The organism is Afipia sp. GW822-FHT04G07, assembly GCF_058800765.1.
In genome coordinates this window covers 3,116,712-3,135,477 of the sequence record NZ_JBXAMP010000001.1, presented here as the reverse complement: position 1 = coordinate 3,135,477, position 18,766 = coordinate 3,116,712, and the positions used below count along the sequence as shown (strand labels likewise).

The 18,766-nt window shown below is 61.3% G+C and carries 22 protein-coding genes, 1 tRNA gene and 1 pseudogene; 11 read left to right on the top strand and 13 right to left on the bottom strand.

Going from position 1 to position 18,766, the window contains the following annotated elements; all coding sequences use genetic code 11:
- Positions 1 to 4: 4 nt before the first annotated feature.
- On the bottom strand, positions 5 to 976 hold the full coding sequence (gene ispH, locus AC1RKJ_RS15345) for a 4-hydroxy-3-methylbut-2-enyl diphosphate reductase (RefSeq protein WP_492791783.1): 972 nt from the start codon (positions 974 to 976) through the stop codon (positions 5 to 7).
- Positions 977 to 1,186: 210 nt separating this feature from the next.
- Between ispH and AC1RKJ_RS15340 the strand changes: the two genes are divergently transcribed.
- Positions 1,187 to 1,888: a DUF1013 domain-containing protein gene (locus AC1RKJ_RS15340; RefSeq protein ID WP_492791782.1), complete on the top strand. Its 702-nt coding sequence runs from the start codon at positions 1,187 to 1,189 to the stop codon at positions 1,886 to 1,888.
- 65 nt (positions 1,889 to 1,953) lie between these two features.
- Positions 1,954 to 2,217, top strand: coding sequence for a hypothetical protein (locus AC1RKJ_RS15335; protein ID WP_492791781.1), 264 nt, complete (start codon positions 1,954 to 1,956; stop codon positions 2,215 to 2,217).
- A gap of 322 nt (positions 2,218 to 2,539) precedes the next feature.
- Here AC1RKJ_RS15335 and AC1RKJ_RS15330 read toward each other — a convergent pair whose 3' ends face one another.
- From AC1RKJ_RS15330 to AC1RKJ_RS15315, 4 genes and pseudogenes are all read right to left on the bottom strand, one after another.
- The gene (locus AC1RKJ_RS15330; RefSeq protein WP_492792813.1) at positions 2,540 to 3,784 is read right to left on the bottom strand and encodes a hypothetical protein; all 1,245 of its coding nucleotides are present in this window, start codon (positions 3,782 to 3,784) and stop codon (positions 2,540 to 2,542) included.
- Between the two features lie 87 nt (positions 3,785 to 3,871).
- A pseudogene (locus AC1RKJ_RS15325) lies at positions 3,872 to 4,027 on the bottom strand (DUF4236 domain-containing protein); the annotation flags it as partial.
- An 82-nt stretch (positions 4,028 to 4,109) separates the two neighbouring features.
- Complete coding sequence (locus AC1RKJ_RS15320; RefSeq protein WP_492792765.1) at positions 4,110 to 4,781, bottom strand: DsbA family protein; 672 nt, start codon at positions 4,779 to 4,781, stop codon at positions 4,110 to 4,112.
- Positions 4,782 to 4,848: 67 nt separating this feature from the next.
- Positions 4,849 to 5,061 carry an alkylphosphonate utilization protein gene (locus AC1RKJ_RS15315; protein ID WP_492278954.1) on the bottom strand — a complete coding sequence of 71 codons (213 nt, stop codon included), beginning with the start codon at positions 5,059 to 5,061 and terminating at the stop codon, positions 4,849 to 4,851.
- Positions 5,062 to 5,115: 54 nt separating this feature from the next.
- Between AC1RKJ_RS15315 and AC1RKJ_RS15310 the strand changes: the two genes are divergently transcribed.
- Complete coding sequence (locus AC1RKJ_RS15310) at positions 5,116 to 5,583, top strand: hypothetical protein (RefSeq protein ID WP_492791780.1); 468 nt, start codon at positions 5,116 to 5,118, stop codon at positions 5,581 to 5,583.
- Between the two features lie 46 nt (positions 5,584 to 5,629).
- Here the strand turns inward: AC1RKJ_RS15310 and AC1RKJ_RS15305 are convergent, their stop codons facing one another.
- From AC1RKJ_RS15305 to AC1RKJ_RS15295, 3 genes are read right to left on the bottom strand one after another with little or no spacing between them, the layout of a single operon-like run.
- Entirely contained in the window at positions 5,630 to 5,836 is a 207-nt protein-coding gene (locus AC1RKJ_RS15305; RefSeq protein WP_492791779.1) for a DUF6494 family protein, read from the bottom strand.
- A 10-nt stretch (positions 5,837 to 5,846) separates the two neighbouring features.
- Complete coding sequence (locus tag AC1RKJ_RS15300) at positions 5,847 to 7,757, bottom strand: propionyl-CoA synthetase (RefSeq protein ID WP_492791778.1); 1,911 nt, start codon at positions 7,755 to 7,757, stop codon at positions 5,847 to 5,849.
- 60 nt (positions 7,758 to 7,817) lie between these two features.
- Positions 7,818 to 8,834: a tetratricopeptide repeat protein gene (locus tag AC1RKJ_RS15295; protein WP_492791777.1), complete on the bottom strand. Its 1,017-nt coding sequence runs from the start codon at positions 8,832 to 8,834 to the stop codon at positions 7,818 to 7,820.
- Between the two features lie 375 nt (positions 8,835 to 9,209).
- Between AC1RKJ_RS15295 and AC1RKJ_RS15290 the strand changes: the two genes are divergently transcribed.
- The 3 genes from AC1RKJ_RS15290 to AC1RKJ_RS15280 all read left to right on the top strand — a co-directional run bounded on the left by AC1RKJ_RS15290 (position 9,210) and on the right by AC1RKJ_RS15280 (position 12,593).
- Positions 9,210 to 10,232 (top strand): Bug family tripartite tricarboxylate transporter substrate binding protein, encoded by a 1,023-nt coding sequence (locus AC1RKJ_RS15290; protein WP_492791776.1) that lies wholly within the window; start codon positions 9,210 to 9,212, stop codon positions 10,230 to 10,232.
- Positions 10,233 to 10,315: 83 nt separating this feature from the next.
- Positions 10,316 to 10,792 (top strand): hypothetical protein, encoded by a 477-nt coding sequence (locus AC1RKJ_RS15285; protein ID WP_492791775.1) that lies wholly within the window; start codon positions 10,316 to 10,318, stop codon positions 10,790 to 10,792.
- Positions 10,793 to 10,892: 100 nt separating this feature from the next.
- Positions 10,893 to 12,593 (top strand): MFS transporter, encoded by a 1,701-nt coding sequence (locus tag AC1RKJ_RS15280; protein ID WP_492791774.1) that lies wholly within the window; start codon positions 10,893 to 10,895, stop codon positions 12,591 to 12,593.
- Between the two features lie 114 nt (positions 12,594 to 12,707).
- Here the strand turns inward: AC1RKJ_RS15280 and AC1RKJ_RS15275 are convergent, their stop codons facing one another.
- On the bottom strand, positions 12,708 to 12,929 hold the full coding sequence (locus AC1RKJ_RS15275) for a hypothetical protein (protein WP_492791773.1): 222 nt from the start codon (positions 12,927 to 12,929) through the stop codon (positions 12,708 to 12,710).
- Between the two features lie 274 nt (positions 12,930 to 13,203).
- Here AC1RKJ_RS15275 and AC1RKJ_RS15270 point away from each other — a divergent pair, with 274 nt between their 5' ends.
- From AC1RKJ_RS15270 to AC1RKJ_RS15260, 3 genes are all read left to right on the top strand, one after another.
- Positions 13,204 to 13,992, top strand: coding sequence for a thioesterase family protein (locus tag AC1RKJ_RS15270; protein ID WP_492791772.1), 789 nt, complete (start codon positions 13,204 to 13,206; stop codon positions 13,990 to 13,992).
- A 47-nt stretch (positions 13,993 to 14,039) separates the two neighbouring features.
- Entirely contained in the window at positions 14,040 to 15,134 is a 1,095-nt protein-coding gene (locus AC1RKJ_RS15265) for a hypothetical protein (protein ID WP_492792764.1), read from the top strand.
- Positions 15,135 to 15,234: 100 nt separating this feature from the next.
- Positions 15,235 to 15,567: a YegP family protein gene (locus AC1RKJ_RS15260; protein ID WP_492791771.1), complete on the top strand. Its 333-nt coding sequence runs from the start codon at positions 15,235 to 15,237 to the stop codon at positions 15,565 to 15,567.
- A gap of 47 nt (positions 15,568 to 15,614) precedes the next feature.
- Here the strand turns inward: AC1RKJ_RS15260 and AC1RKJ_RS15255 are convergent, their stop codons facing one another.
- Positions 15,615 to 16,442 (bottom strand): MBL fold metallo-hydrolase, encoded by an 828-nt coding sequence (locus AC1RKJ_RS15255; protein ID WP_492791770.1) that lies wholly within the window; start codon positions 16,440 to 16,442, stop codon positions 15,615 to 15,617.
- A gap of 413 nt (positions 16,443 to 16,855) precedes the next feature.
- Between AC1RKJ_RS15255 and AC1RKJ_RS15250 the strand changes: the two genes are divergently transcribed.
- Both AC1RKJ_RS15250 and AC1RKJ_RS15245 read left to right on the top strand, forming a co-directional pair.
- Positions 16,856 to 17,251 carry a response regulator gene (locus AC1RKJ_RS15250; protein WP_492791769.1) on the top strand — a complete coding sequence of 132 codons (396 nt, stop codon included), beginning with the start codon at positions 16,856 to 16,858 and terminating at the stop codon, positions 17,249 to 17,251.
- Positions 17,248 to 17,637, top strand: coding sequence for a response regulator (locus AC1RKJ_RS15245; protein ID WP_492791768.1), 390 nt, complete (start codon positions 17,248 to 17,250; stop codon positions 17,635 to 17,637). The genes AC1RKJ_RS15250 and AC1RKJ_RS15245 overlap by 4 nt, the downstream gene beginning before the upstream one ends.
- Before the next feature lie 63 nt (positions 17,638 to 17,700).
- On the opposite strand, the gene AC1RKJ_RS15240 is transcribed toward AC1RKJ_RS15245, so the two are convergent.
- The 3 genes from AC1RKJ_RS15240 to AC1RKJ_RS15230 all read right to left on the bottom strand — a co-directional run bounded on the left by AC1RKJ_RS15240 (position 17,701) and on the right by AC1RKJ_RS15230 (position 18,741).
- Positions 17,701 to 17,776, bottom strand: a tRNA-Phe gene (locus AC1RKJ_RS15240).
- A gap of 166 nt (positions 17,777 to 17,942) precedes the next feature.
- Positions 17,943 to 18,128, bottom strand: a complete 186-nt coding sequence (yacG, locus tag AC1RKJ_RS15235; RefSeq protein WP_492791767.1) for a DNA gyrase inhibitor YacG — start codon at positions 18,126 to 18,128, stop codon at positions 17,943 to 17,945.
- Positions 18,118 to 18,741 carry a Maf-like protein gene (locus tag AC1RKJ_RS15230; RefSeq protein WP_492791766.1) on the bottom strand — a complete coding sequence of 208 codons (624 nt, stop codon included), beginning with the start codon at positions 18,739 to 18,741 and terminating at the stop codon, positions 18,118 to 18,120. The genes yacG and AC1RKJ_RS15230 overlap by 11 nt, the downstream gene beginning before the upstream one ends.
- Between the last annotated feature and the right edge of the window lie 25 nt (positions 18,742 to 18,766).

The following is an 18,766-nucleotide window of genomic DNA, read 5'->3' as shown; positions in this document are numbered from 1 at the left end:
AACCCTATTCCGCTGCGTCGTTCCGCAGCGGGCGAGGCAGCGGGAAGAATTCGTTTTCCTGTGCGGCGGAAACGGTCTCGACGCTCAGCTTGTAGTGAGCGGCGAACGCATCCATGATTTCCTCGACGATGATTTCAGGCGCGGACGCGCCCGCCGTGATGCCGAGCGTCTTGATGCCTTCGAACTTCGACCAGTCGAGTTCGGACGCGCGCTGCACCAGCACGGACACCTTGCAGCCTTCGCGCTCGGCGACTTCGCGCAGGCGCTGCGAGTTCGACGAGTTCGGCGAGCCGACCACGATCATGGCTTCGACCTGAGGTGCTACCTTCTTCACCGCAAGCTGGCGGTTGGTGGTGGCGTAGCAGATGTCTTCCTTGTGCGGACCGTCGATGTCGGGGAAACGCTCCTTGAGCACGGCGACGATTTCCGCGGTGTCGTCGATCGACAGCGTGGTCTGGGTCACGAACGCAAGCTTGGACGCATCCTTGGGCTGGAAGGTACGCGCCGCATCCATGGTCTCGATCAGGACGACCGCACCCTTCGGCAACTGGCCGAGCGTACCGACGACTTCGGGATGGCCGGCATGGCCGATCAGGATGATTTCGCGGCCGCGCTTGAAATGGATCGCCGCCTCGCGGTGAACCTTGGTCACCAGCGGGCAGGTCGCGTCCAGCGTGAAGAAATTGCGCTTGTCGGCCTCGTTCGGAATGGCCTTCGGCACGCCATGGGCGGAAAACACCACCGGCGCGTCGGTCTGGGGGATTTCGTTCAGTTCCGCGACGAAAATCGCCCCTTTTTCGCGCAGGCTTTCCACCACATAGCGGTTATGCACGATTTCGTGACGGACATAGACCGGCGCGCCATAGAGCTTCAGCGCGCGTTCCACCGTGTCGATGGCCCGGACCACGCCGGCGCAGAACCCCCGCGGGGAACAAAGCACGACGGAAAGCAGCGGTTTTTGAGCTTCAGGGGTCATTTTGAGCCGGAATCAAGCGTTTTTGGAGCTATGGATGGGACTTGTTTCGAAGGACTTGGGGCCGTGGTCCCCGTTCTGTCAAGGGCGATCAAAACCATTGAACGGTTTGCCCCTGCCAGACTATATAGGGACGAATTCCCGTCATCACCGATGACCAGACGGCTTTACCCCCCAAAAAATCTGGCGGGCGAAGCGTAAAGGAGATTTGCCATGAGCAATGCACCGCTGATGCCCAAGGCGACTGCCGTGTGGCTGGTTGACAATACCGCCCTGACCTTCGACCAGGTGGCTGAATTTACCAAGATGCACCCGCTCGAAATCCGCGCCATCGCCGACGGCGACGCCGCACAGGGCATCAAGGGCATGGACCCGATCTCGACCGGCCAGCTCTCCCGCGAGGAAATCGAAAAGGGCGAAGCCGACGCGGACTATCGCCTCAAGCTCGGCGAATCCAAGGTCGTGCTGCCGTCGCCGGCGAAAAAGAAGGGCCCGCGCTACACGCCGGTGTCGCGCCGTCACGAGCGCCCAAGCGCCATTCTCTGGCTGGTGCGCAACCATCCCGAGTTGAAAGACAGCCAGATCATGCGCCTCGTCGGCACCACCAAGACGACGATCGCCAGCGTGCGCGACCGCACCCACTGGAACGCCTCGACGCTGACGCCGATGGACCCGGTGACGCTCGGCCTGTGCTCGCAGATCGAACTCGATTTCGAAGTGCAGCGCGCGGCGAAGGAAAAGCCGGCCGCCCAGCAATACGGCGGCGCGACCCTGCTGCCGGCCTCGGAGACCACCCGCAAGGAAGCCGAGCACGAGATCGCGACCACCAGCGAGAAGCAGCGCGACGATATGAACGTGGATGCCGTGTTCGCCAAGCTGAAGACCATCGGCGGCAAGAAGGCCGAGGACGAATAGGCTTTTCGGGCTCATGCCCCAAACGGGTCATGACGCAGCCGCCCGATAAGTGGTACAGGAGTGTGATGCGCAACCGCGGCACACTCCTTTTTCTTGCGGCGGCTTCGATCGCCGCCGCCGCCATGAGCGGCGCTCCCGCCCGCGCCCAGAAAATCGTCGATCCCAAAACCGTCGCGCCGGAGTTTCGCGAGGCCGCCGAAAAGCGCCATGCCGAACAGCTCAAGCTGATCGAATGCAACAACGCCGCGAAGATCGCGAAAATCCAGAAACGCGAGATGGCGCAATACGTCGCCGAATGCTTCGACAAGCCGGCCGAGAAGACGCAGTAATCCAAGTCCCGGCAATCCATATCAACGCGCCTCGCGGCGCTCGACGCGTCCGAGTTGTGAGACACGTTGCACTCCGCGCATGCGCGCGAAGGCGATGGAGCTTCGGGAGGCGCCGGGGTGTTTGCGAGACACCCGTAAGGCGAACCTTGCGATCGGTCCGCCTGCGCGATCTTGCGAGGACCGCGCGCGCCAAATGACTTTGGCGCTGCGCCTCCCGGCGCTCCACCGTCGTCACTTCGCGTTCTCCCGCCGCTCATGAGACGGCGAGATCATCGAAAATAGGAATATATTCTTTTAGGCGTTTGTCAAGGTATAGGAGCGGTTATTGCCGAATTAGACCCTCATTCTCGCGAACCGATGGAGATGGGGCTGACAACTTGGGGCGACGGCGCGGCAAGGGCACGGTACTGGGCAATAAATTTACCGGACCATTCTCCATCGATTGAATTGGCCGGTGCACTATCTGAGGCGCAGGAAAAGCTTTAAAGTCAGGTGTCTTGAAGTTTTCTTTTTCAAAAATTGGCCGAGGCGGCGCGGCTTGTTGCGTGTCGGATGACTTCGTCGGTCCTAAACTAGGATAGCGCGAAAAAATACGATCCTGCACACTAGGAAGAAAAAGAGTTTGGCTTGCACCAAGGAACGTTGCACAAGCGAAGAAGCAAATCGTCGGCCATTGTTTGGCAGTTTTGATGTACGAAATTGCCTTTGGCAACTCCAGTGACGCTTTGTGCAGAACTCCAATTACGTTGCACAACCGATTAGCAGCTTCGGGGTTCGAGTAATGAATCTTGCAATTCAACCCCCCTCCAGAAGAAAAATGCAGTTCACCGTATAAGCATACAGGAAGCTGCTTGTTGGAATTGAATCTGCGATCAGGCCCACCCTTCTTGTTTACATAGCGCCACGTATAGCCAACAATCGGCGCGTCAGCAGGTGGACTCTCCTCTTCGATAAATTTGGTTCGCGAGTTCAATACGTTCAAATGCTCATAAGGAACGGCCGCAACCGAACCATTTGCGACAATCAATGCCGCATCCGGCAAAAGGTAAATCTCTTCCTTTCCGGACTTTAAAGCAGGGAATACCGGCCCTCTACGAATACAGGTTGGACGGTCTAATCCTATCTGGATTCGTTTGCGTCGATTTAAAACCGTCGCTCCGGCGTTCCTTTTCCAATCCGCCGTATTACCCTCTGCTTGCACCCTCCAAACCGAGTTACAGGAAGCCAAGTCGTTAAAAGAATCGACCAGCGCATTTGCTATCTGGCCTGCTGCACCCTGCGGTTCGTAAGTAATTTTCACGGAGCGACGATAGCGGTCGAGCCCAATGGCAAGCGGTATGCATATCGTCGCATACAGAGCACTTAGCGATTGCCAAAGTTGATTTCCGTGAACAAGCGCAAGTACAAAAAGCAATACACTTATAAGCAGAATAAGGGACGCAAATTGAAGCCTGCGATTTGCGGCATTCAAAATTGGCGCTAGTTCACTCGTCGAGAACGCATTTATCCTTTCTGCGGAAGCACTCTCAATCGGAAGGAGCGTTGGCTCGCTAGCTCCGATTGGCATCTCTCCTTCAGATCGAAACGAATGATCGGAAACCGCCGGCGTGTTCGGGCGTGGGCTCGAATGAGGCGTATACTGAGACCACGAGAGACCTGTGCCGGGAATACCGGTGGTTATTCGCGTACCCTTCGATCCAATAGTGTAATGAAATCCACGAGGGCCAAGGGACACCGATGCCCCGCTGCCGCTCAAGTTCAGACGAACGCCCGGCAGTATCTTGAGTGATCGACGAAATCGAAATCCCATCTCGTAGCGCCCCCGCTACGAGAATTGTGGTGGCAATTTTACTCACCTACAAGCGAAAGTTGATCCCGTAGGAACACCAATTCTACTTCCTTTTCGCCCCGCCGTTCTTCGCCGCCTTCCTTGCATCCGCGATCGCGAGCTTGAACTGCTCCGCGGTCAGGCCGCCGGGGACGCGGAAGGTGCCGACCACAAACGCCGGCGTGCCGCGAAAGCCGAACTCTTCCGCCTGCGCATTGTTGCGCTTGAGCACCGCATCGATCTTGCCTTTGTTGGCCGCGAGATCCGCCTTGGCCTTGGCGACATCGACACCGGCCTGTGTCAGCGTGTCGTCGATCACCGCTTCGGTCAGGCGGCCGACCTTGGCCATCAGAGCGCGGTGCGCGGCCTCATACTTGTTCTGATACTTCGTGGCCAGCACCAGCCGCGCGGCATAACCCGATGGATCGCCGAGGATCGGCCAATCCTTCAGCACCCGCCGCACCTTGCCGTCCTCACGCACCACCTGATCGACCACCGGCGAGATCTTCTTGCAGTAAGGACACTGGTAATCGAGGTATTCGACAATCGTAATGTCGCCCTGCGGATTTCCGAGAGCGGGAATCTCGGGGTCGCGCAGCACGGCATCCTTGCTCAACACATCGGAGACGGCAGCCTGCTCCTGCGCCGGCGCGGTGCGCGCAGGCTCGAACGCCAGCACCGTCACGGCCAGCGCCGCGACGGCAAGGACGATATATTTTCGTTTCAACGCAAACATCATGTCACCAGGCTTCCGAATCGCAGAGCTTTCAAATCGCGGCGTTCACAACGGCCGACCGCGACGCTCATGCCTTCTTGAGAAATTCCGTGCGCAGCACCAGACCCTTGATCTTGTCGGTGCGGCCTTCGATCTCGTCCTCGTTATCGGTGAGATGAATGTTCTTCACCACCGTGCCGCGCTTGAGGCCGCTGGACGCACCCTTCACTTTCAGATCCTTGATGACGACGACGGTGTCGCCTTCTTTCAACTCGTTGCCGTTGCTGTCCCTGACCGCCATAACATGTCCTTCGTGATGCGCGGCATCGGCCGCCGAACTCGTGTCCGGACAAGAATGTCAGAACCGGATTACCAGGCAGCATTAGCGCCTATTGTTGAGCATGTCTTCCGCCAGATTGCGGTGGGCGCGCTCGATCCGTGTTTCGCTGGACTGGGTGTTGGCGGCCTGGCGGTCCTTCAGGCAGGCGGCAAACGCCGGCGAACCGGGCCCGGCGGCAGCGTTGGCGCGGCAATAGGCGTCACCGTCATCGGCGGCGATCGGCTGTTTCCGCTCGAACTGGGCGCACCCCGTCAGCAGCAGGGCGACGGTGGCGAAAGCGAGCATCATACGGAATGTTGTCTGCATCAGGTGACCACGAAAAGACTCTCAGATTTCGTCATGGCCGGGCTTGACCCGGCCATCCACGTCTTTGACCGCCACAACGGGCGAAAGCAAGGCGTGGATCACCGGTCGAGCGAAGCGACGCCGTCCTTCGAACGGCTATGCCCCGATGATGACGATTGTGATTGCCTCGCGTTCTGAGGCGCCCTCGCAAACGTCCAAATTCCGGTAAAACAGCGTCTTGAGCCTATGCAAGCTCGAGTTCGCCATCGACCGTAAACGAAAGCGCGACGCCGCCGACCGTCAGCACCATTTTGGCCGGCAGCTTTTCGCTGCCCTTCAGGCGGCCGCCGGCAATCGCCTCGCGCACGGCCTTTTCGATCTCGCGCTGTGAGGTGACGCCGACCTGCTTGAGGAACTTTCGCACGCTGGTGTTGAATACGTCTTCGTTCATTGTCTTTCTCCTAGGTTCGGCCGCTGAGGGCCGTCTTGATTTCGTCCAGCACCGCGGGATCCTCGATGGTCGCGGGCATGGTCCACGGCTCATGGTCGGCGATCTTCTTGATGGTGCCGCGCAGGATCTTGCCGGAGCGCGTCTTCGGCAGCCGCGCCACCGTGATCGCGAGCTTGAACGCCGCGACGGGACCGATCTTGTCGCGCACCAGCGCGACGATTTCCTTTTCGATCTCGGCGACCGGCCGCGTCACGCCCGCTTTCAGCACGAGGAAGCCGCACGGCACCTCGCCCTTCACCGCGTCCTTGATGCCGAGCACCGCGCATTCGGCGACATCCGGATGCGAGGCCAGCACCTCCTCCATGCCGCCGGTGGAGAGCCGATGGCCCGCGACATTGATGATGTCGTCGGTGCGGCCCATGACGAAGACATAGCCGTCCTCGTCCTTGTAGCCGGCATCGGAGGTTTTGTAGTAGCCGGGAAATTCGTTGAAGTAAGCCTCCTTGCAGCGCTCGTCCTGCTTCCACAACGTCGGCAGGTTCGCGGGCGGCAACGGCAGCTTGATGACGATAGAGCCCATGGTGCCCGCGGGAAGCGGCTTCGCCGCTTCATCCACCACGTCAACCTGATAGCCCGGCATCGGCACCGTCGGCGAGCCATGCTTGACCGGCAGCATCCCGAGGCCGACCGGATTGCCGGCGATGCACCAGCCGGTTTCGGTCTGCCACCAGTGATCTACCACCGGCACCTTCAATTGCTGTTCGGCCCACTCCACTGTGGGCGGATCGGCGCGCTCGCCCGCGAGAAACAGCGTGCGAAATTTCGACAGATCGTATTTGCGGATGAAGTCGCCGTTCGGATCTTCCTTCTTGATGGCGCGAAACGCCGTCGGCGCGGTGAAGAACGCCACCGCCTTGTGCTGCGAGATCACGCGCCAGAACGCGCCGGCGTCCGGCGTGCCGATCGGCTTGCCCTCGTACATGATCGAGGTCGCGCCATGAAACAACGGGCCATAGATGATGTAGCTGTGGCCGACCACCCAGCCGATGTCGGAGCCGCACCACCATACCTCGCCCGGCTTGACGCCGTAGAGATTGAACATCGACCATTTCAGCGCGACCAGATGTCCGCCGTTGTCGCGCACCACGCCCTTGGGCTTTCCAGTCGTCCCGGAGGTGTAGAGGATGTAGAGCGGGTCGGTCGCCAGCACCGGCACGCAGGGCGCGGATTTCTTCGCCTTGATCGCGGCGTCGCGCAGCTCGTTCCAGTCGTGATCGCGGCCGCTGACCAGATCGCAGGTCTGCTGCGGGCGCTGCAGGATGATGCAGGCCTGCGGCTTCACGCTTGACAGGTTGATCGCTTCATCGAGCAGCGGCTTGTACTGCACGATGCGGCCGGGCTCGAGGCCGCAGCTTGCGGAGAGAATGAGCTTCGGCTCGGCATCTTCGATGCGGGTGGCGAGTTCTTTCGCCGCGAAGCCGCCGAACACCACCGAATGAATCGCGCCAATGCGTGCGCAGGCCAGCATCGCCACCATCGCCTGCGGCACCATCGGCATGTAAAGAATGACGCGGTCGCCCTTCACCACGCCGAAATCCTGCATCACCGCAGCCAGGGTCTGCACCTCGTGCAGCAATTCCGCATAGGTGAATTTCGTGATCGTGTTGGACAGCGGCGAGTCATGAATCAGCGCGACCTGATCCGCACGGCCGCCGGCGACATGACGGTCGAGCGCATTGTAGCAGGTGTTGACCACCGCGCCTGCGAACCAGTGGCCGTAAAGACCCTGCGACGGATCGAAGATTTTCTTCGCCGGCTCGATCCAGTCGATCTCGCGCGCCGCTTCGGCCCAGAATCCTTCGGGATCGCGCATCGAACGCGCGTGGACTTCCGCATAGCGGCTGGTGGAAATGGTGGTCATTCTTGATGGTCTCCCGGAGCGTATTTCTCAATCATAATACAAAAATCGATTTTCAATTCTTTATTTGGCCTTCTCCTTCAGCGGCATCTGCGCGCCCATGCGTTCGATCTCGCGTGCAAGGTCCTTGCGATGCGTGACCGCGATCTCCAGGTCCGGATCGAGCCGGGCGGCCGTCGTGAAGTCCGCGAGTGCGCGCGGGCGATTGCCCTTCGCCCGCAACACCGTGCCGCGATTGTTGTAGGCAAGCGCTAGCTTACTGTTGAGCTCGATGGCCTTGCTGAAATCGGCCAGGGCGGAATCCAGATCATCCTTGAGCTGATAGGCGGTGCCGCGGTTCAGGTAGAATTTCGCCAGCGGCTTCAGGCGAATGGCATTGCTGTAGTCTTCAATCGCCTTCTCATAAGCATTGTTGCGCGCATAAGTCTCTCCGCGGCTATCGTAAAGCTCGGCCGAGGCGGGATCGAGACGAATGGCTTCGCTCTGGTCGTCGATGGCAAGATCGTAGCGCCGGGTTTTCTTGAAGACTGCGGCGCGCGCCGTGAATAACTTTACATCCTTGGGATTCAAACGAATCGCTTCCGTGTAGTCGCGCACGGCAAGACGCGGCTCCTGCCTTGACGCGAATGCCGACGCACGCAACGAAAACAACCTCGCGCTGCTCGGATCGAGCCGGATCGCCGCATCGTAGTCGTCGATCGCCTTCTCGTATTGCTTTGCGCCGACGTTGGCATCGCCACGGACCACAAACGCCTCGATATTCCGCGGATCGAGGCGAATGATCTCGTCGCCATCCTCGCGGGCGCGGTCGAAATCACCCTTCGCATGATTGGCGCGGGCACGGGCGATCAAGGCGGCAACATGCTCCGCGATGATGGCGCTGTTGGCCATCGGCGCGGTGGCTGGCGTGGTCTCGGGCTTTTTCTGATCTGGCTCCGTCGTCTCGGCGATCTGGATTACCGCCTGCTGCGTGACGCGCCAGTTCTCCTGCCACGCGATTGTCGCGGCCGGGTGCGTCCCCGACAGCATGGCCGCCGTCACCGCCAGAGACTTCACGACACCGGCAAGACAGAGACTCAAGGCATCACCTCAGGCAACCGCCGTCAGCGGTACGGATTGCTTCCGCCGTTGCGCAGACAGCAACAGCAAAACAAAGCCTTTGTATTGAGAGTTCCTTCGCGGTCAACCCGCCTGAATTCAGATGGAACATTCGGTCCGGTCGTCGGCGATGGGTATGGAAACCCCGCGGCCGTACAGACCGTTCTGTCCCGTCCGGACATGATTTGTTGCATTGCGATGACGCCGCCCGACACAGCTCTCGACGGCAGATCCTGAGGCGCAAGGATAATAGTCAACGCGCCGGGCTTCCTCTAGAACCCTCCTGCCATCAGCCGGCCAACGGCGATCAGGAACAAGGTCCGCACAGGCGGTCCGAAACGAGGAGACTTACCCAAGATGTCCAAGCGACCCGCTTCCGCGCAGCCTCCCTCAGGCGCCCGCGTCACACGCCGCTCCGTTCTTGCGGGCGGCGCAGCCGCATTCGCCGCCGTGCCTTTCCTGACGCGCACGTCGAAAGCCGCCGCATGGCCGGACCGCCCCGTCAAATTCGTCGTCCCCTTCTCGGCGGGCGGCACCACCGACATTCTCGGCCGGCTGGTCGCGCAGAAGCTCTCCGAAGAATACGGCCAGCAGTTCATCATCGAAAACAAGACCGGCGCCGGCGGCAACATCGCGGCTGATTTCGTCGCGAAGTCCGAACCGGATGGCTACACCTTCATCGTGGGCACGCCCGGCACTCACGCGATCAACAAGTATGTTCAGAAGAACATGCCTTACGATCCGATCAAGGACATCCAGCCGGTCACCATTATCGCGCGCGTGCCGAACCTGTTCTCGGTCACTCCGGAAGTGCCGGCGAAATCCGTCGCCGAGTTCCTGGCGCTCGCGAAAGCCAGCCCCGGCAAATATCTCTATGGAACGCCCGGCCTCGGCAGCACCGCCCATCTGTCCACCGAACTGCTGAAATCGATGACCGGCATCGACATCGTGCACGTTCCCTACAAGGGCAGCGCTCCCGCGCTGACCGATCTTGTGGCGGGCCGCGTCCATCTAATGATCGACAATCTGCCGGCGGTGCTTCCGTTCGCCGAAGCAGGATCGGTGCGGCCACTCGCGATCAGCACTGCGGAGCGCTGGCCGTTGCTGCCCAACATTCCCCCGATCGCAGAGACCGTAAAGGGCTATGACGCGGCCTCGTGGTTCACCGTCGCCGCTCCAGCGAAGGTGCCGAAGGATATCGTGATGAAGCTCAACGCGAGCATCATCAAGTACATCAAGTCGGCCGACGGAATCGAGCGTATCCGGAAACTGGGCGGCGAGCCGATCGGCAACACGCCCGAGGAAATGCAGGCGTTCGTCATCGCGGAGACCGAGAAGTGGGGCAAGGTCGCGGAGTTCGCCAAGCTCAAGCCTGAATAACCAGACCATCCCCGACGCCGTGGCGGATTGTGGTCCGCTGCGGCGGCGGGGAACATTTCACCGATCCTGCCATTGTCGAGTTCATGCCGCGCCCGATACGAACCAAGGATGCCGGACAGAACCCAAGAACATCCGCGACACAGCCGCGCCAGGAAAAGCAGCCGCGTCAGGTCTGGCTGATCTTGACCGGCGCCGGTCTCGCGGCGGCGCTCGCCGCAACCGCTTTCCTTCTGTCCTACCGGATCGAGCCGCCGCCCGACGATGCGCGCGTGGTGACCGATGAACTGCGGCTGACTTACGCGAGCATCCCCTGCGTGGTGTTCAACAAGCTGGACCGCGAACTGATCGCCAACCGCACCGAGGTCAACGACCCGTCGAAGCCGCTTCAGCTCTTCACATATGCGGCCGAGAAAACCATCGCCGACGTCAAGGCCGACACGAAATGGACACGCGACACAGCCTGCGGCTACGTGACGGGATTCGACCAGATCGTGACGCGCTGGATGCGCCTTGTCGGCTACCGGTCCCGCTGGGGAGACGACGGACAATGGCGCTGGTAGCAAGTCTCTTTTCAACCTGCTCCGATTGTAACACATTCCAGCTTCATACTGCGTTTCAGCCAGCTCCGTTTCCAGTGCAGCGATTCCAGGGATTCCCGTTTTGACCGCGACCACCGACAAATCCGCCAAACCGTCCCTGCTTGCGGCGAACGGCTTCGCCGCGCCATTGCGTCATGCGGTGTTCCGGCGGATCTGGCTGGCGAGCCTGCTGTCCAATCTCGGCCTGATGATCAACGGCGTCGGCGCGGCATGGGCGATGACGCAGATGACATCGTCCGCCGACATGGTGGCGCTGGTGCAGACCGCGCTGATGCTGCCGATCATGCTGCTGTCGCTCGCCGCAGGCGCCATCGCCGACATGTACGACCGGCGCATCGTCGGCCTCGCTGCACTGACGCTCGGCCTCGTCGGCGCGGTGACGCTCGCCGTTCTCGCCCATCTCGATGCCATTACACCCAACAGTCTGCTGCTGTTCTGCTTCATGATCGGCAGCGGCATGGCGCTGTTCGGACCGGCGTGGCAGGCGTCCGTCAGCGAGCAGGTCCCCGCCGATACGTTGCCCGCAGCGGTCGCGCTGAACGGCATCAGCTACAACATTGCGCGCAGTTTCGGCCCGGCGCTGGGCGGCGTCATCGTGGCGGCTGCCGGCGCCGTCGCGGCCTTTGTCTCCAACGTGCTGTTGTACGTTCCTCTTCTCATCGTGCTGTATCTCTGGCGGCGCACGCTCGAGCCGTCGCGGCTTCCGCCCGAACGGCTGCGCCGGGCCGTCGTCTCCGGCGTGCGCTACATCATTCACTCGCCATCGATCCGCATCGTGCTGTATCGCACGCTGATCACCGGCATCGCGGGCGGCTCGGTGCTGGCGCTGCTGCCTTTGGTGGCGCGCGACATCCTTCACGGCAGCGCGCAGACCTACGGCATCATGCTGGGATGCTTCGGCATGGGCGGCGTGCTCGGGGCCGTCAATATTTCAAGCATCCGCGCCCGTCTCTCCGGCGAGGCTGCGGTCCGGCTGTGCGCGCTGGCGATGGGTGTCGCCATCGGCGTGCTGGCGCTCAGCCGCTGGCCGGTGCTGACCGGCGCGGCGCTGGTCGTCGCCGGCGTGTCGTGGATGATCGCGGTCACGCTGTTCAATATCGGCGTTCAGCTCGCAACACCGCGCTGGGTAGCGGGCCGCGCGCTGGCCGCCTATCAGGCGGCGATTGCCGGCGGCGTGGCAATCGGAAGCTGGCTGTGGGGATACCTCGCCAACATTATCGGCGTGAATCACGCGCTGCTGGTGGCGGGCGCGGTGATGTTCGTCTCGCCGGTGCTGGCGATCTGGCTGCGGATGCCCTCGACCGACGGCGCCAATACCGATCCGGTCGATGCGCTTGCCGAACCGGAAGTGAACCTTCTGATCTCGTCGCGCAGCGGGCCGATCGTCGTCGAGGTCGAATATCGCGTGAGTCAGGAAAAGGCACGGGCGTTCTACACCGTCATGCTGCAGGTGCAGGCGACGCGACAGCGCAACGGCGCCTACGGCTGGTCGATCGCGCGCGACATCGCAGACCCTGAACTCTGGATCGAACGTTATCACTGTCCGACCTGGCTCGATTATCTGCGCCAACGCAACCGCTCGACGCAATCCGAGCGCGAACTGCACCTGAAGGCCATCGGATTTCACTTAGGCCCGGAGCCGATCAAGATTCATCGCCTGCTGGAACGGCCGCTGGGGTCGGTGCGGTGGAAAGACGAGACTCCCGACCGCGCCAAATCGGACGACGTGTCGATTGCAGCATCGACCGGCAGCGGCGTTTGATCGGGCATCAACATCGTCATTGCGAGCGAAGCGAAGCAATCCAACCTTTGGAAGAAAATACTGGATTGCTTGGTCGCAAATGCTCCTCGCAATGACGAATGGAACCCAAAATTATCAGTCGTCCGACGGCGGCGTGCTGTCCTCGTGCCAGCGGTTCGCGCGATCGAACATGCGCCAGTGGATGGCTTCGGTCTCCGCGAATTTTTCCGGGCTCAGCCAAGGCTTCAGCGCCTTGAGAGTTTTCTCCCACTGGGCGCGATCCGGTTTCGGCACATCGCCGAACAGCTTCGACAACTCACTCGAAACAATGCCTTTCGGCGAAACAAACTGATTCATGATCGTCGCCCCGCACGCGCACGCTACAGTCACGCAAGCTTCATATTTGAAACCATCTCGCGGCGTGATGCGAGAACGATTCCAAAGAGAGCACCAAACGCCTGTTGATAACTTGATTCGGTCAGCTTTATTGACCGATTGAGTCCGCGGTGAGTCCGCCGCGATGCGGAACCACGCGGCCACGCGACTCTGCGATCATATCAGCCATGACCGCGACCCCGGCGCGACGTGCGGCTATACATCGGAAGGCAATTTCAGAAACGGGTCCAATACGATGATCGATTTCACCGCGCTGATGGCGGGCATGACGACCGACGGCGACACCAGTTCGGTCACGGCGACCGAAGACTGGCTTCAGGGCCGCACCATCTATGGCGGTCTCTCCGCCGCCTTCTGCCTTGAAAGCGTGTCGCAGCAGTTCGGCGATCTGCCGCCGCTGCGTTCCGCGCAGTTTTCCTTTGTCGGACCGGCGGCGGGAACCGTGACGGTCCGCCCGACGGTCCTGCGCAGGGGCAAGTCGACAGTGTTCGTGGGCGTCGAGCTTTTCGGCGAAGCCGGGCTCGCGACACGGGCGACCCTCTGCTACGGCGCGGCCCGCGAATCGTCGGTCGCATTCGGCAGTCTGGCCGCGCCGCCCGTAACCGAGCCGGCCGATTGTCCGTCGTTCTTCCGCCCGATCCCCGGCCTGAACTTCATCCAGCATTTCGAAGGACGGTTCGCCGGCGGCAATGTTCCGTTCAGCCAAGGCAAGCATCCGGGGTTTTCGATATGGCTACGCCATCGCGACGCGGCCAAGCCCGCCTCCATGGCGGCCCTCGTCGCCCTGACCGATGCGCCGCCGCCCGCCGCTCTTGTGCTGGTGAAATCTTCGGGGCCGATCAGCACGATGACCTGGTCGATCGATCTTCTGACCGACAGGCTTGAGACAAGGGACGGCTGGTGGCTTCTGGAAACAAAAGCCGAAAGCGTCATCGGCGGTTATTCGAGCCAGGCGACCACATTGTGGAATGCGGATCGTCAGCCGGTGCTGGTCAGCCGGCAGAACGTGGCGGTGTTCATGTGAAGGGAATTCGATGGACGATTGCAGCTTCGTGCATCGCGGCCGCCACGATGGCGGCGATGCTGCCGTCCGTCACGCTCGCGCAGACGCCGCAGCAGATGGCGGAGTATCGCCGGAAACTGGCGGACTACACCGACGCCCGCCAGCAGTTCGATGAGGAAGCCTCAGCCTATTGGAACGCGATCGGCGACAAGCGGCGCGCACGCAACGCCAAGCGGCGCAACGGCGAAGCCATCGTCGCCGCAGACTATGTCCTGACCCAGCCGCCGGTTTACAGCGGACCGCCGAAGCCGGTCGATCCATCGCCGGCCGAAAAGCCGCCGACGGCGCGCAAGCCGCTGCCCGTGGTTGCGGATTTTCTCAGCAACGCCCGGGAGCATTTCCAGTTCGCACCGCGCAAGCCCGCGACCGAAATCGAATTCAAGCGCGCCTATGCGAAGGTAGCGTCGAGCTTCGGCCTGACCAGGGATCAGGCGGTCCGCATTTACAGCTTCGAGTCCGGCGGCAACGGCAAATATGACGTGCAGGCCGGGCTGGAAGGTTCGGGTGGCCGCGCGATCTCAACTGCTCTCGGCTACAACCAGCTTCTCACCACCAACACCATCGGCATCCTGACCGAACACGGCGGCCTCATCCTGAAGGCGCTGCGGGACAAGGCTAATCAGGCAACCGGGCCGCAAAAGGCCGAACTGGAGCGCAAGATCACAGTCGTCCAGCACATGGTCGCGCTCTGCAAGACCGTCCCGAACCAATGGAGCGCGCACGAAAAGCTCGGCGTCACGCCGCGCGGTATCGCGGTTCACGCGCTCAATCTCGATCTCGATGTCGGGCCGCTGCTGCAAACACTGAAGCTGATGGACTCGGTGAACTTCGCCAAACGCAAAGGCTACATGACATCGCTCAGCGCCGCGGAGCTTGAGATGATGAACCTCACCGGCGACGGCAACGGCTTCGACATGGTGTCGATGCCGCAGGCGATGCGCACCGTCGTACCGACATCGAATTTCTTCCAGCGCAACGGCTATGAGCGCAACCCGGTGGCGATCCGCAACAACGTCGTGGCCAAACTGCTGGCGGCGACCAACGCCCGGATGGACAACCAGATCGGCTTGCAAGGCGCCAAGGATCTGGCGGCGGCGTTCTGATGCAGCCGCTCTTGCACGCAAAGCCTCTCATAGAAGAACCCTTGTAGCGAGAGACGTACCTGCAATAGTCTGGTCGCGCATCACAGGGAGAAGCAAAGCGATGGCTGGGAAATTTGTACTGAGCAAAGGCGCGAGCGGAAAATTTCATTTTGTTCTGAAAGCGGGAAACGGCGAGACAATCCTGACAAGCGAGCATTATGAAGCCAAGGCTTCTGCCGAGAATGGTATTTCGTCGGTCAAGGAAAACGCGCCGAAAGACGAGCGCTATGAAAAGAAGAACGCCAAAAACGGCAGCCCAATGTTCAATCTCAAGGCCTCGAACGGTCAGGTGATCGGAACGAGCGAGACCTACTCATCGGAAACTGCGAGAGATGGCGGGATCGCATCTGTGAAAACAACCGCGCCCGGCGCCCCTACCGACGATAAGACCTGAGTTCGACAGGGCGTCCTGCATCGGTCACCGAACAGGACGCCTCCGCTCTACACGCCATCCAGAATAATGACTGTCGGCTTCTTCGGCAGCGTGTCGCGCGAAATGGTGAGCGACCGCTCGGGCCGAATGTCCATCTCGAACTGTCCATTCATCCGCCCGATGAAATCGCTCAACGGCGTCGCGAAGCGGTGCATCGGCAGCACGACCGAGGAGCGCAGCCGCCGCGTGATCTCCGACATGCCGTCGAGCGACAGCGTATATGTGCCGTCGATCGGCACCATCACGATGTCGAGACGGCCGATCGCGGCGTAGCGTGTCTCGTCCAGCGGGTGATGCAGATGGCCGAGGTGACCGATGCAAAGACCGGCGACCTCGAAAATGAAAATCGAGTTGCCGTCTTTTTGCAAAGCCTCGGAATCGAAACGGTAGGCGCGGATGTCGGTGGTCACGTTCCGGATCAGCACATCGCCAATGGTGAGCGCATGGTGCGCCGGCTTGCCATCCTCACCCCAGCCGCGCAGCACATGGGCGATGCGCGGATCCGGATTGAGCGTGTAGTGCGTGGAGTGCGCCCGGTTCATGGTCACGACGTTCGGCGATTTTCCGGCGGTGTAGGCGCCGCTGAAATCAGTCGCGATGGTCACATTGCCCGGCGTTTCGATGATGTAGGTCGAATGACCGGCATAGGTGATCGTCACCTCGCTTGTCGCCGCCGCCATCCGTGACAGGCTGGCGAACATGACGCGCGGCAACGACTGCGCGATGGCAAGGCATTCGCTCGGCGGCAGCCTGTCCTGCGCCATGCCGGAAACGGGCAACAGGACGATGCCCGACAAAGCCATGACGAACGCGATGAACAGGCGCAATCGATACATCGGGCTTCCCGTCTACCCGGGGCATTGTCCCCGAACAGCCGATTGTCTCAAGGCACGATCATGTGCGCAACGATGAAGGCGTCAAGTCACATGCAGCAAAAACGGAATTGACGAAAATCCCGCGCGGGGCCTACAATTTTCCATGCCCCAGGGTCAGCCGCCGCCTGCCTGTCCGCACTGTCATAAGCCGATGAGGCTGATGCTCGACAGGAATTCGTCCGGCCGGAAATACAAGTGCATCGATTGCGATGGCGATGATCCTATCCGGTCATCCGACATAGGCGCCCTTCTGCGGGCCAAAGAGTTGCAGCCGCCCAAGGGCAAGTAGCTACGCTAATTCATGAAAATCACCGGTTTTTGGGAACGAAGACGTCACGGTCTGCGTTGGACACGCGGCTCCGGGGTAAACTGGAATGAACTCTCCTGACTTGGCTGCGGCACCGCAAGACCGTGCGACCTTCGTGCTGGTGGTCGAAGATGAATTTCTTGTCCGGTTTTCAATCGCCGACGAACTTCGCGCCGCCGGCATGACGGTGATCGAGGCCGCCAATGCCACCGAAGCGTGGACCTATCTCGCATCAGGCGGCCGGGCGGACCTCGTATTCTCCGATATCCAGATGCCCGGCGAGATGAACGGCATCGACCTCGCCCGCCGGCTTCGCGACGAGTATCCAGCAATCCTGCTCATTCTCACGTCCGGCAATATCCCGGCGGAGCGCGTGGACGAACTGGCTCCTTTTATCCGCAAGCCCTACCGTTCTGCCGCAGTGATGTCAGTGATCGCTGAAACCCTGAAACGGAACCGATGACCACGACCGACAAGCAATGCGTCATGATCGTCGAATCCGACGTGCTTATTCGTCAGCCGTTGGCGGAGTATCTTCGCGAATGCGGTTACCGGGTGATTGAGGCGACCAACGACGCCGAAGCGCGGGAGTTTCTTGCGAAGGGCGTTGCGCAGGTCGGTGCGGTTCTGGCCGATGTGAACGCCTCGGGCGAAGCGCGGTTCTCGCTCGCGACCTGGATCCGGCAGAACTATCCGGGAACTCACGTCATCCTTGCCGGCACCATGGCGACGGCCGCCGAGAAAGCAGGCGATCTTTGCCAGGATGGTCCGGCGCTATCCAAGCCCTACGATCACCGCCTGGTTCTCGATCACATCAAACGCCTGCTTGCCGCGCGGGACCGCGAATAGACCAGCTATCGCAGCCGACTCAGCAGCTCAGATCAAACTGAATGACTGACGGTTTGAGGTGAATGGTGCCCAGGGGCGGGATCGAACCACCGACACTGCGATTTTCAGTCGCATGCTCTACCAACTGAGCTACCTGGGCGCCGCCCCGAACGCTGCCCGGGGAGAGCGCCGGTTTATAGTGAGGCTAGGCTTCCCTGTCCAGCCACCGGCGGATTTTCTAGGGCCGCGGCACACAGCCCGGCGTACCCTCAAAAACCTCCCGGATTCAAGACCTTCCGGCCGGGCCATAATGCGCTGAAACGGTCTTATTCCGGCTCGTCTTCGTTGTCGCTCTCGCGCGCCGGAATGGCATAGGAGCCCGAGAGCCAGCGGTTCAGGTCGACGTCCCGGCAACGTTCCGAGCAAAACGGCTTGGACGCTTCGACCGGCGGCTTGCCGCAGATCGGACAGGGTCTGGCGCCAGACGCGCGTTTGGCGCCGTCAACTGGCATTCAACCAGCCGAAGCGAATGGGGAAGCCTTCACCGCCCATCAGCGCGGTGGTTTCATAAAGCGGCAGACCGACGACGTTGGTGTAGGAACCGACCATCTTCACCACGAACGATCCCGCGATGCCCTGCACCGCGTAGCCGCCGGCCTTGCCGCGCCATTCGCCGGAACCGATGTAGGCCTGAATGTCGTCCTCGCTCAGCCGCTTGAAGCGCACCCGCGTTTCCACCAGCCGCTGACGGAATGTTTCCTTCGGCGTCACCAGGCAGATCGCGGTGTAGACGCGATGATTGCGGCCGGACAGGAGGCGCAGGCATTGCGATGCCTCGTCCACCAGTTCCGCTTTCGGCAGGATGCGGCGGCCGACCGCGACCACCGTGTCGGCGGCGAGGATGAAAGCTCCGCGCAGTTCATCGTCGAGTTGCACGGACTTCAGCGCCGCATCGGCCTTGGCGCGCGCCAGACGATTGGCGCAGGCGCGCGGCAGCTCACCGCGTTTCGGCGTCTCGTCGACATCGGCGGGGCGCAGCGCATCGGGCTCGACGCCCGCCTGATTCAGCAGGCTGAGACGCCGCGGCGAACCGGAGGCGAGAACGAATTTTGGGCGGCCTAACATGCGGGATTTGTCAATTTCGGTCAGG

What these genes read in the sequence shown, in the direction of transcription:
- AC1RKJ_RS15290 (WP_492791776.1), top strand. Translation starts at nt 9,210, where the DNA reads ATGTCCAAGCGACCCGCTTCCGCGCAGCCTCCCTCAGGCGCCCGCGTC.
- yacG (WP_492791767.1), bottom strand. Translation starts at nt 18,128, where the DNA reads ATGCCAGTTGACGGCGCCAAACGCGCGTCTGGCGCCAGACCCTGTCCG.
- AC1RKJ_RS15330 (WP_492792813.1), bottom strand. Translation starts at nt 3,784, where the DNA reads ATGCCAATCGGAGCTAGCGAGCCAACGCTCCTTCCGATTGAGAGTGCT.
- AC1RKJ_RS15270 (WP_492791772.1), top strand. Translation starts at nt 13,204, where the DNA reads ATGATCGATTTCACCGCGCTGATGGCGGGCATGACGACCGACGGCGAC.
- AC1RKJ_RS15315 (WP_492278954.1), bottom strand. Translation starts at nt 5,061, where the DNA reads ATGGCGGTCAGGGACAGCAACGGCAACGAGTTGAAAGAAGGCGACACC.
- AC1RKJ_RS15335 (WP_492791781.1), top strand. Translation starts at nt 1,954, where the DNA reads ATGCGCAACCGCGGCACACTCCTTTTTCTTGCGGCGGCTTCGATCGCC.
- AC1RKJ_RS15230 (WP_492791766.1), bottom strand. Translation starts at nt 18,741, where the DNA reads ATGTTAGGCCGCCCAAAATTCGTTCTCGCCTCCGGTTCGCCGCGGCGT.
- ispH (WP_492791783.1), bottom strand. Translation starts at nt 976, where the DNA reads ATGACCCCTGAAGCTCAAAAACCGCTGCTTTCCGTCGTGCTTTGTTCC.
- AC1RKJ_RS15245 (WP_492791768.1), top strand. Translation starts at nt 17,248, where the DNA reads ATGACCACGACCGACAAGCAATGCGTCATGATCGTCGAATCCGACGTG.
- AC1RKJ_RS15340 (WP_492791782.1), top strand. Translation starts at nt 1,187, where the DNA reads ATGAGCAATGCACCGCTGATGCCCAAGGCGACTGCCGTGTGGCTGGTT.
- AC1RKJ_RS15300 (WP_492791778.1), bottom strand. Translation starts at nt 7,757, where the DNA reads ATGACCACCATTTCCACCAGCCGCTATGCGGAAGTCCACGCGCGTTCG.
- AC1RKJ_RS15310 (WP_492791780.1), top strand. Translation starts at nt 5,116, where the DNA reads ATGTCAGAACCGGATTACCAGGCAGCATTAGCGCCTATTGTTGAGCAT.
- AC1RKJ_RS15260 (WP_492791771.1), top strand. Translation starts at nt 15,235, where the DNA reads ATGGCTGGGAAATTTGTACTGAGCAAAGGCGCGAGCGGAAAATTTCAT.
- AC1RKJ_RS15275 (WP_492791773.1), bottom strand. Translation starts at nt 12,929, where the DNA reads ATGAATCAGTTTGTTTCGCCGAAAGGCATTGTTTCGAGTGAGTTGTCG.
- AC1RKJ_RS15255 (WP_492791770.1), bottom strand. Translation starts at nt 16,442, where the DNA reads ATGTATCGATTGCGCCTGTTCATCGCGTTCGTCATGGCTTTGTCGGGC.
- AC1RKJ_RS15305 (WP_492791779.1), bottom strand. Translation starts at nt 5,836, where the DNA reads ATGAACGAAGACGTATTCAACACCAGCGTGCGAAAGTTCCTCAAGCAG.
- AC1RKJ_RS15320 (WP_492792765.1), bottom strand. Translation starts at nt 4,781, where the DNA reads ATGTTTGCGTTGAAACGAAAATATATCGTCCTTGCCGTCGCGGCGCTG.
- AC1RKJ_RS15285 (WP_492791775.1), top strand. Translation starts at nt 10,316, where the DNA reads ATGCCGCGCCCGATACGAACCAAGGATGCCGGACAGAACCCAAGAACA.
- AC1RKJ_RS15265 (WP_492792764.1), top strand. Translation starts at nt 14,040, where the DNA reads ATGGCGGCGATGCTGCCGTCCGTCACGCTCGCGCAGACGCCGCAGCAG.
- AC1RKJ_RS15250 (WP_492791769.1), top strand. Translation starts at nt 16,856, where the DNA reads ATGAACTCTCCTGACTTGGCTGCGGCACCGCAAGACCGTGCGACCTTC.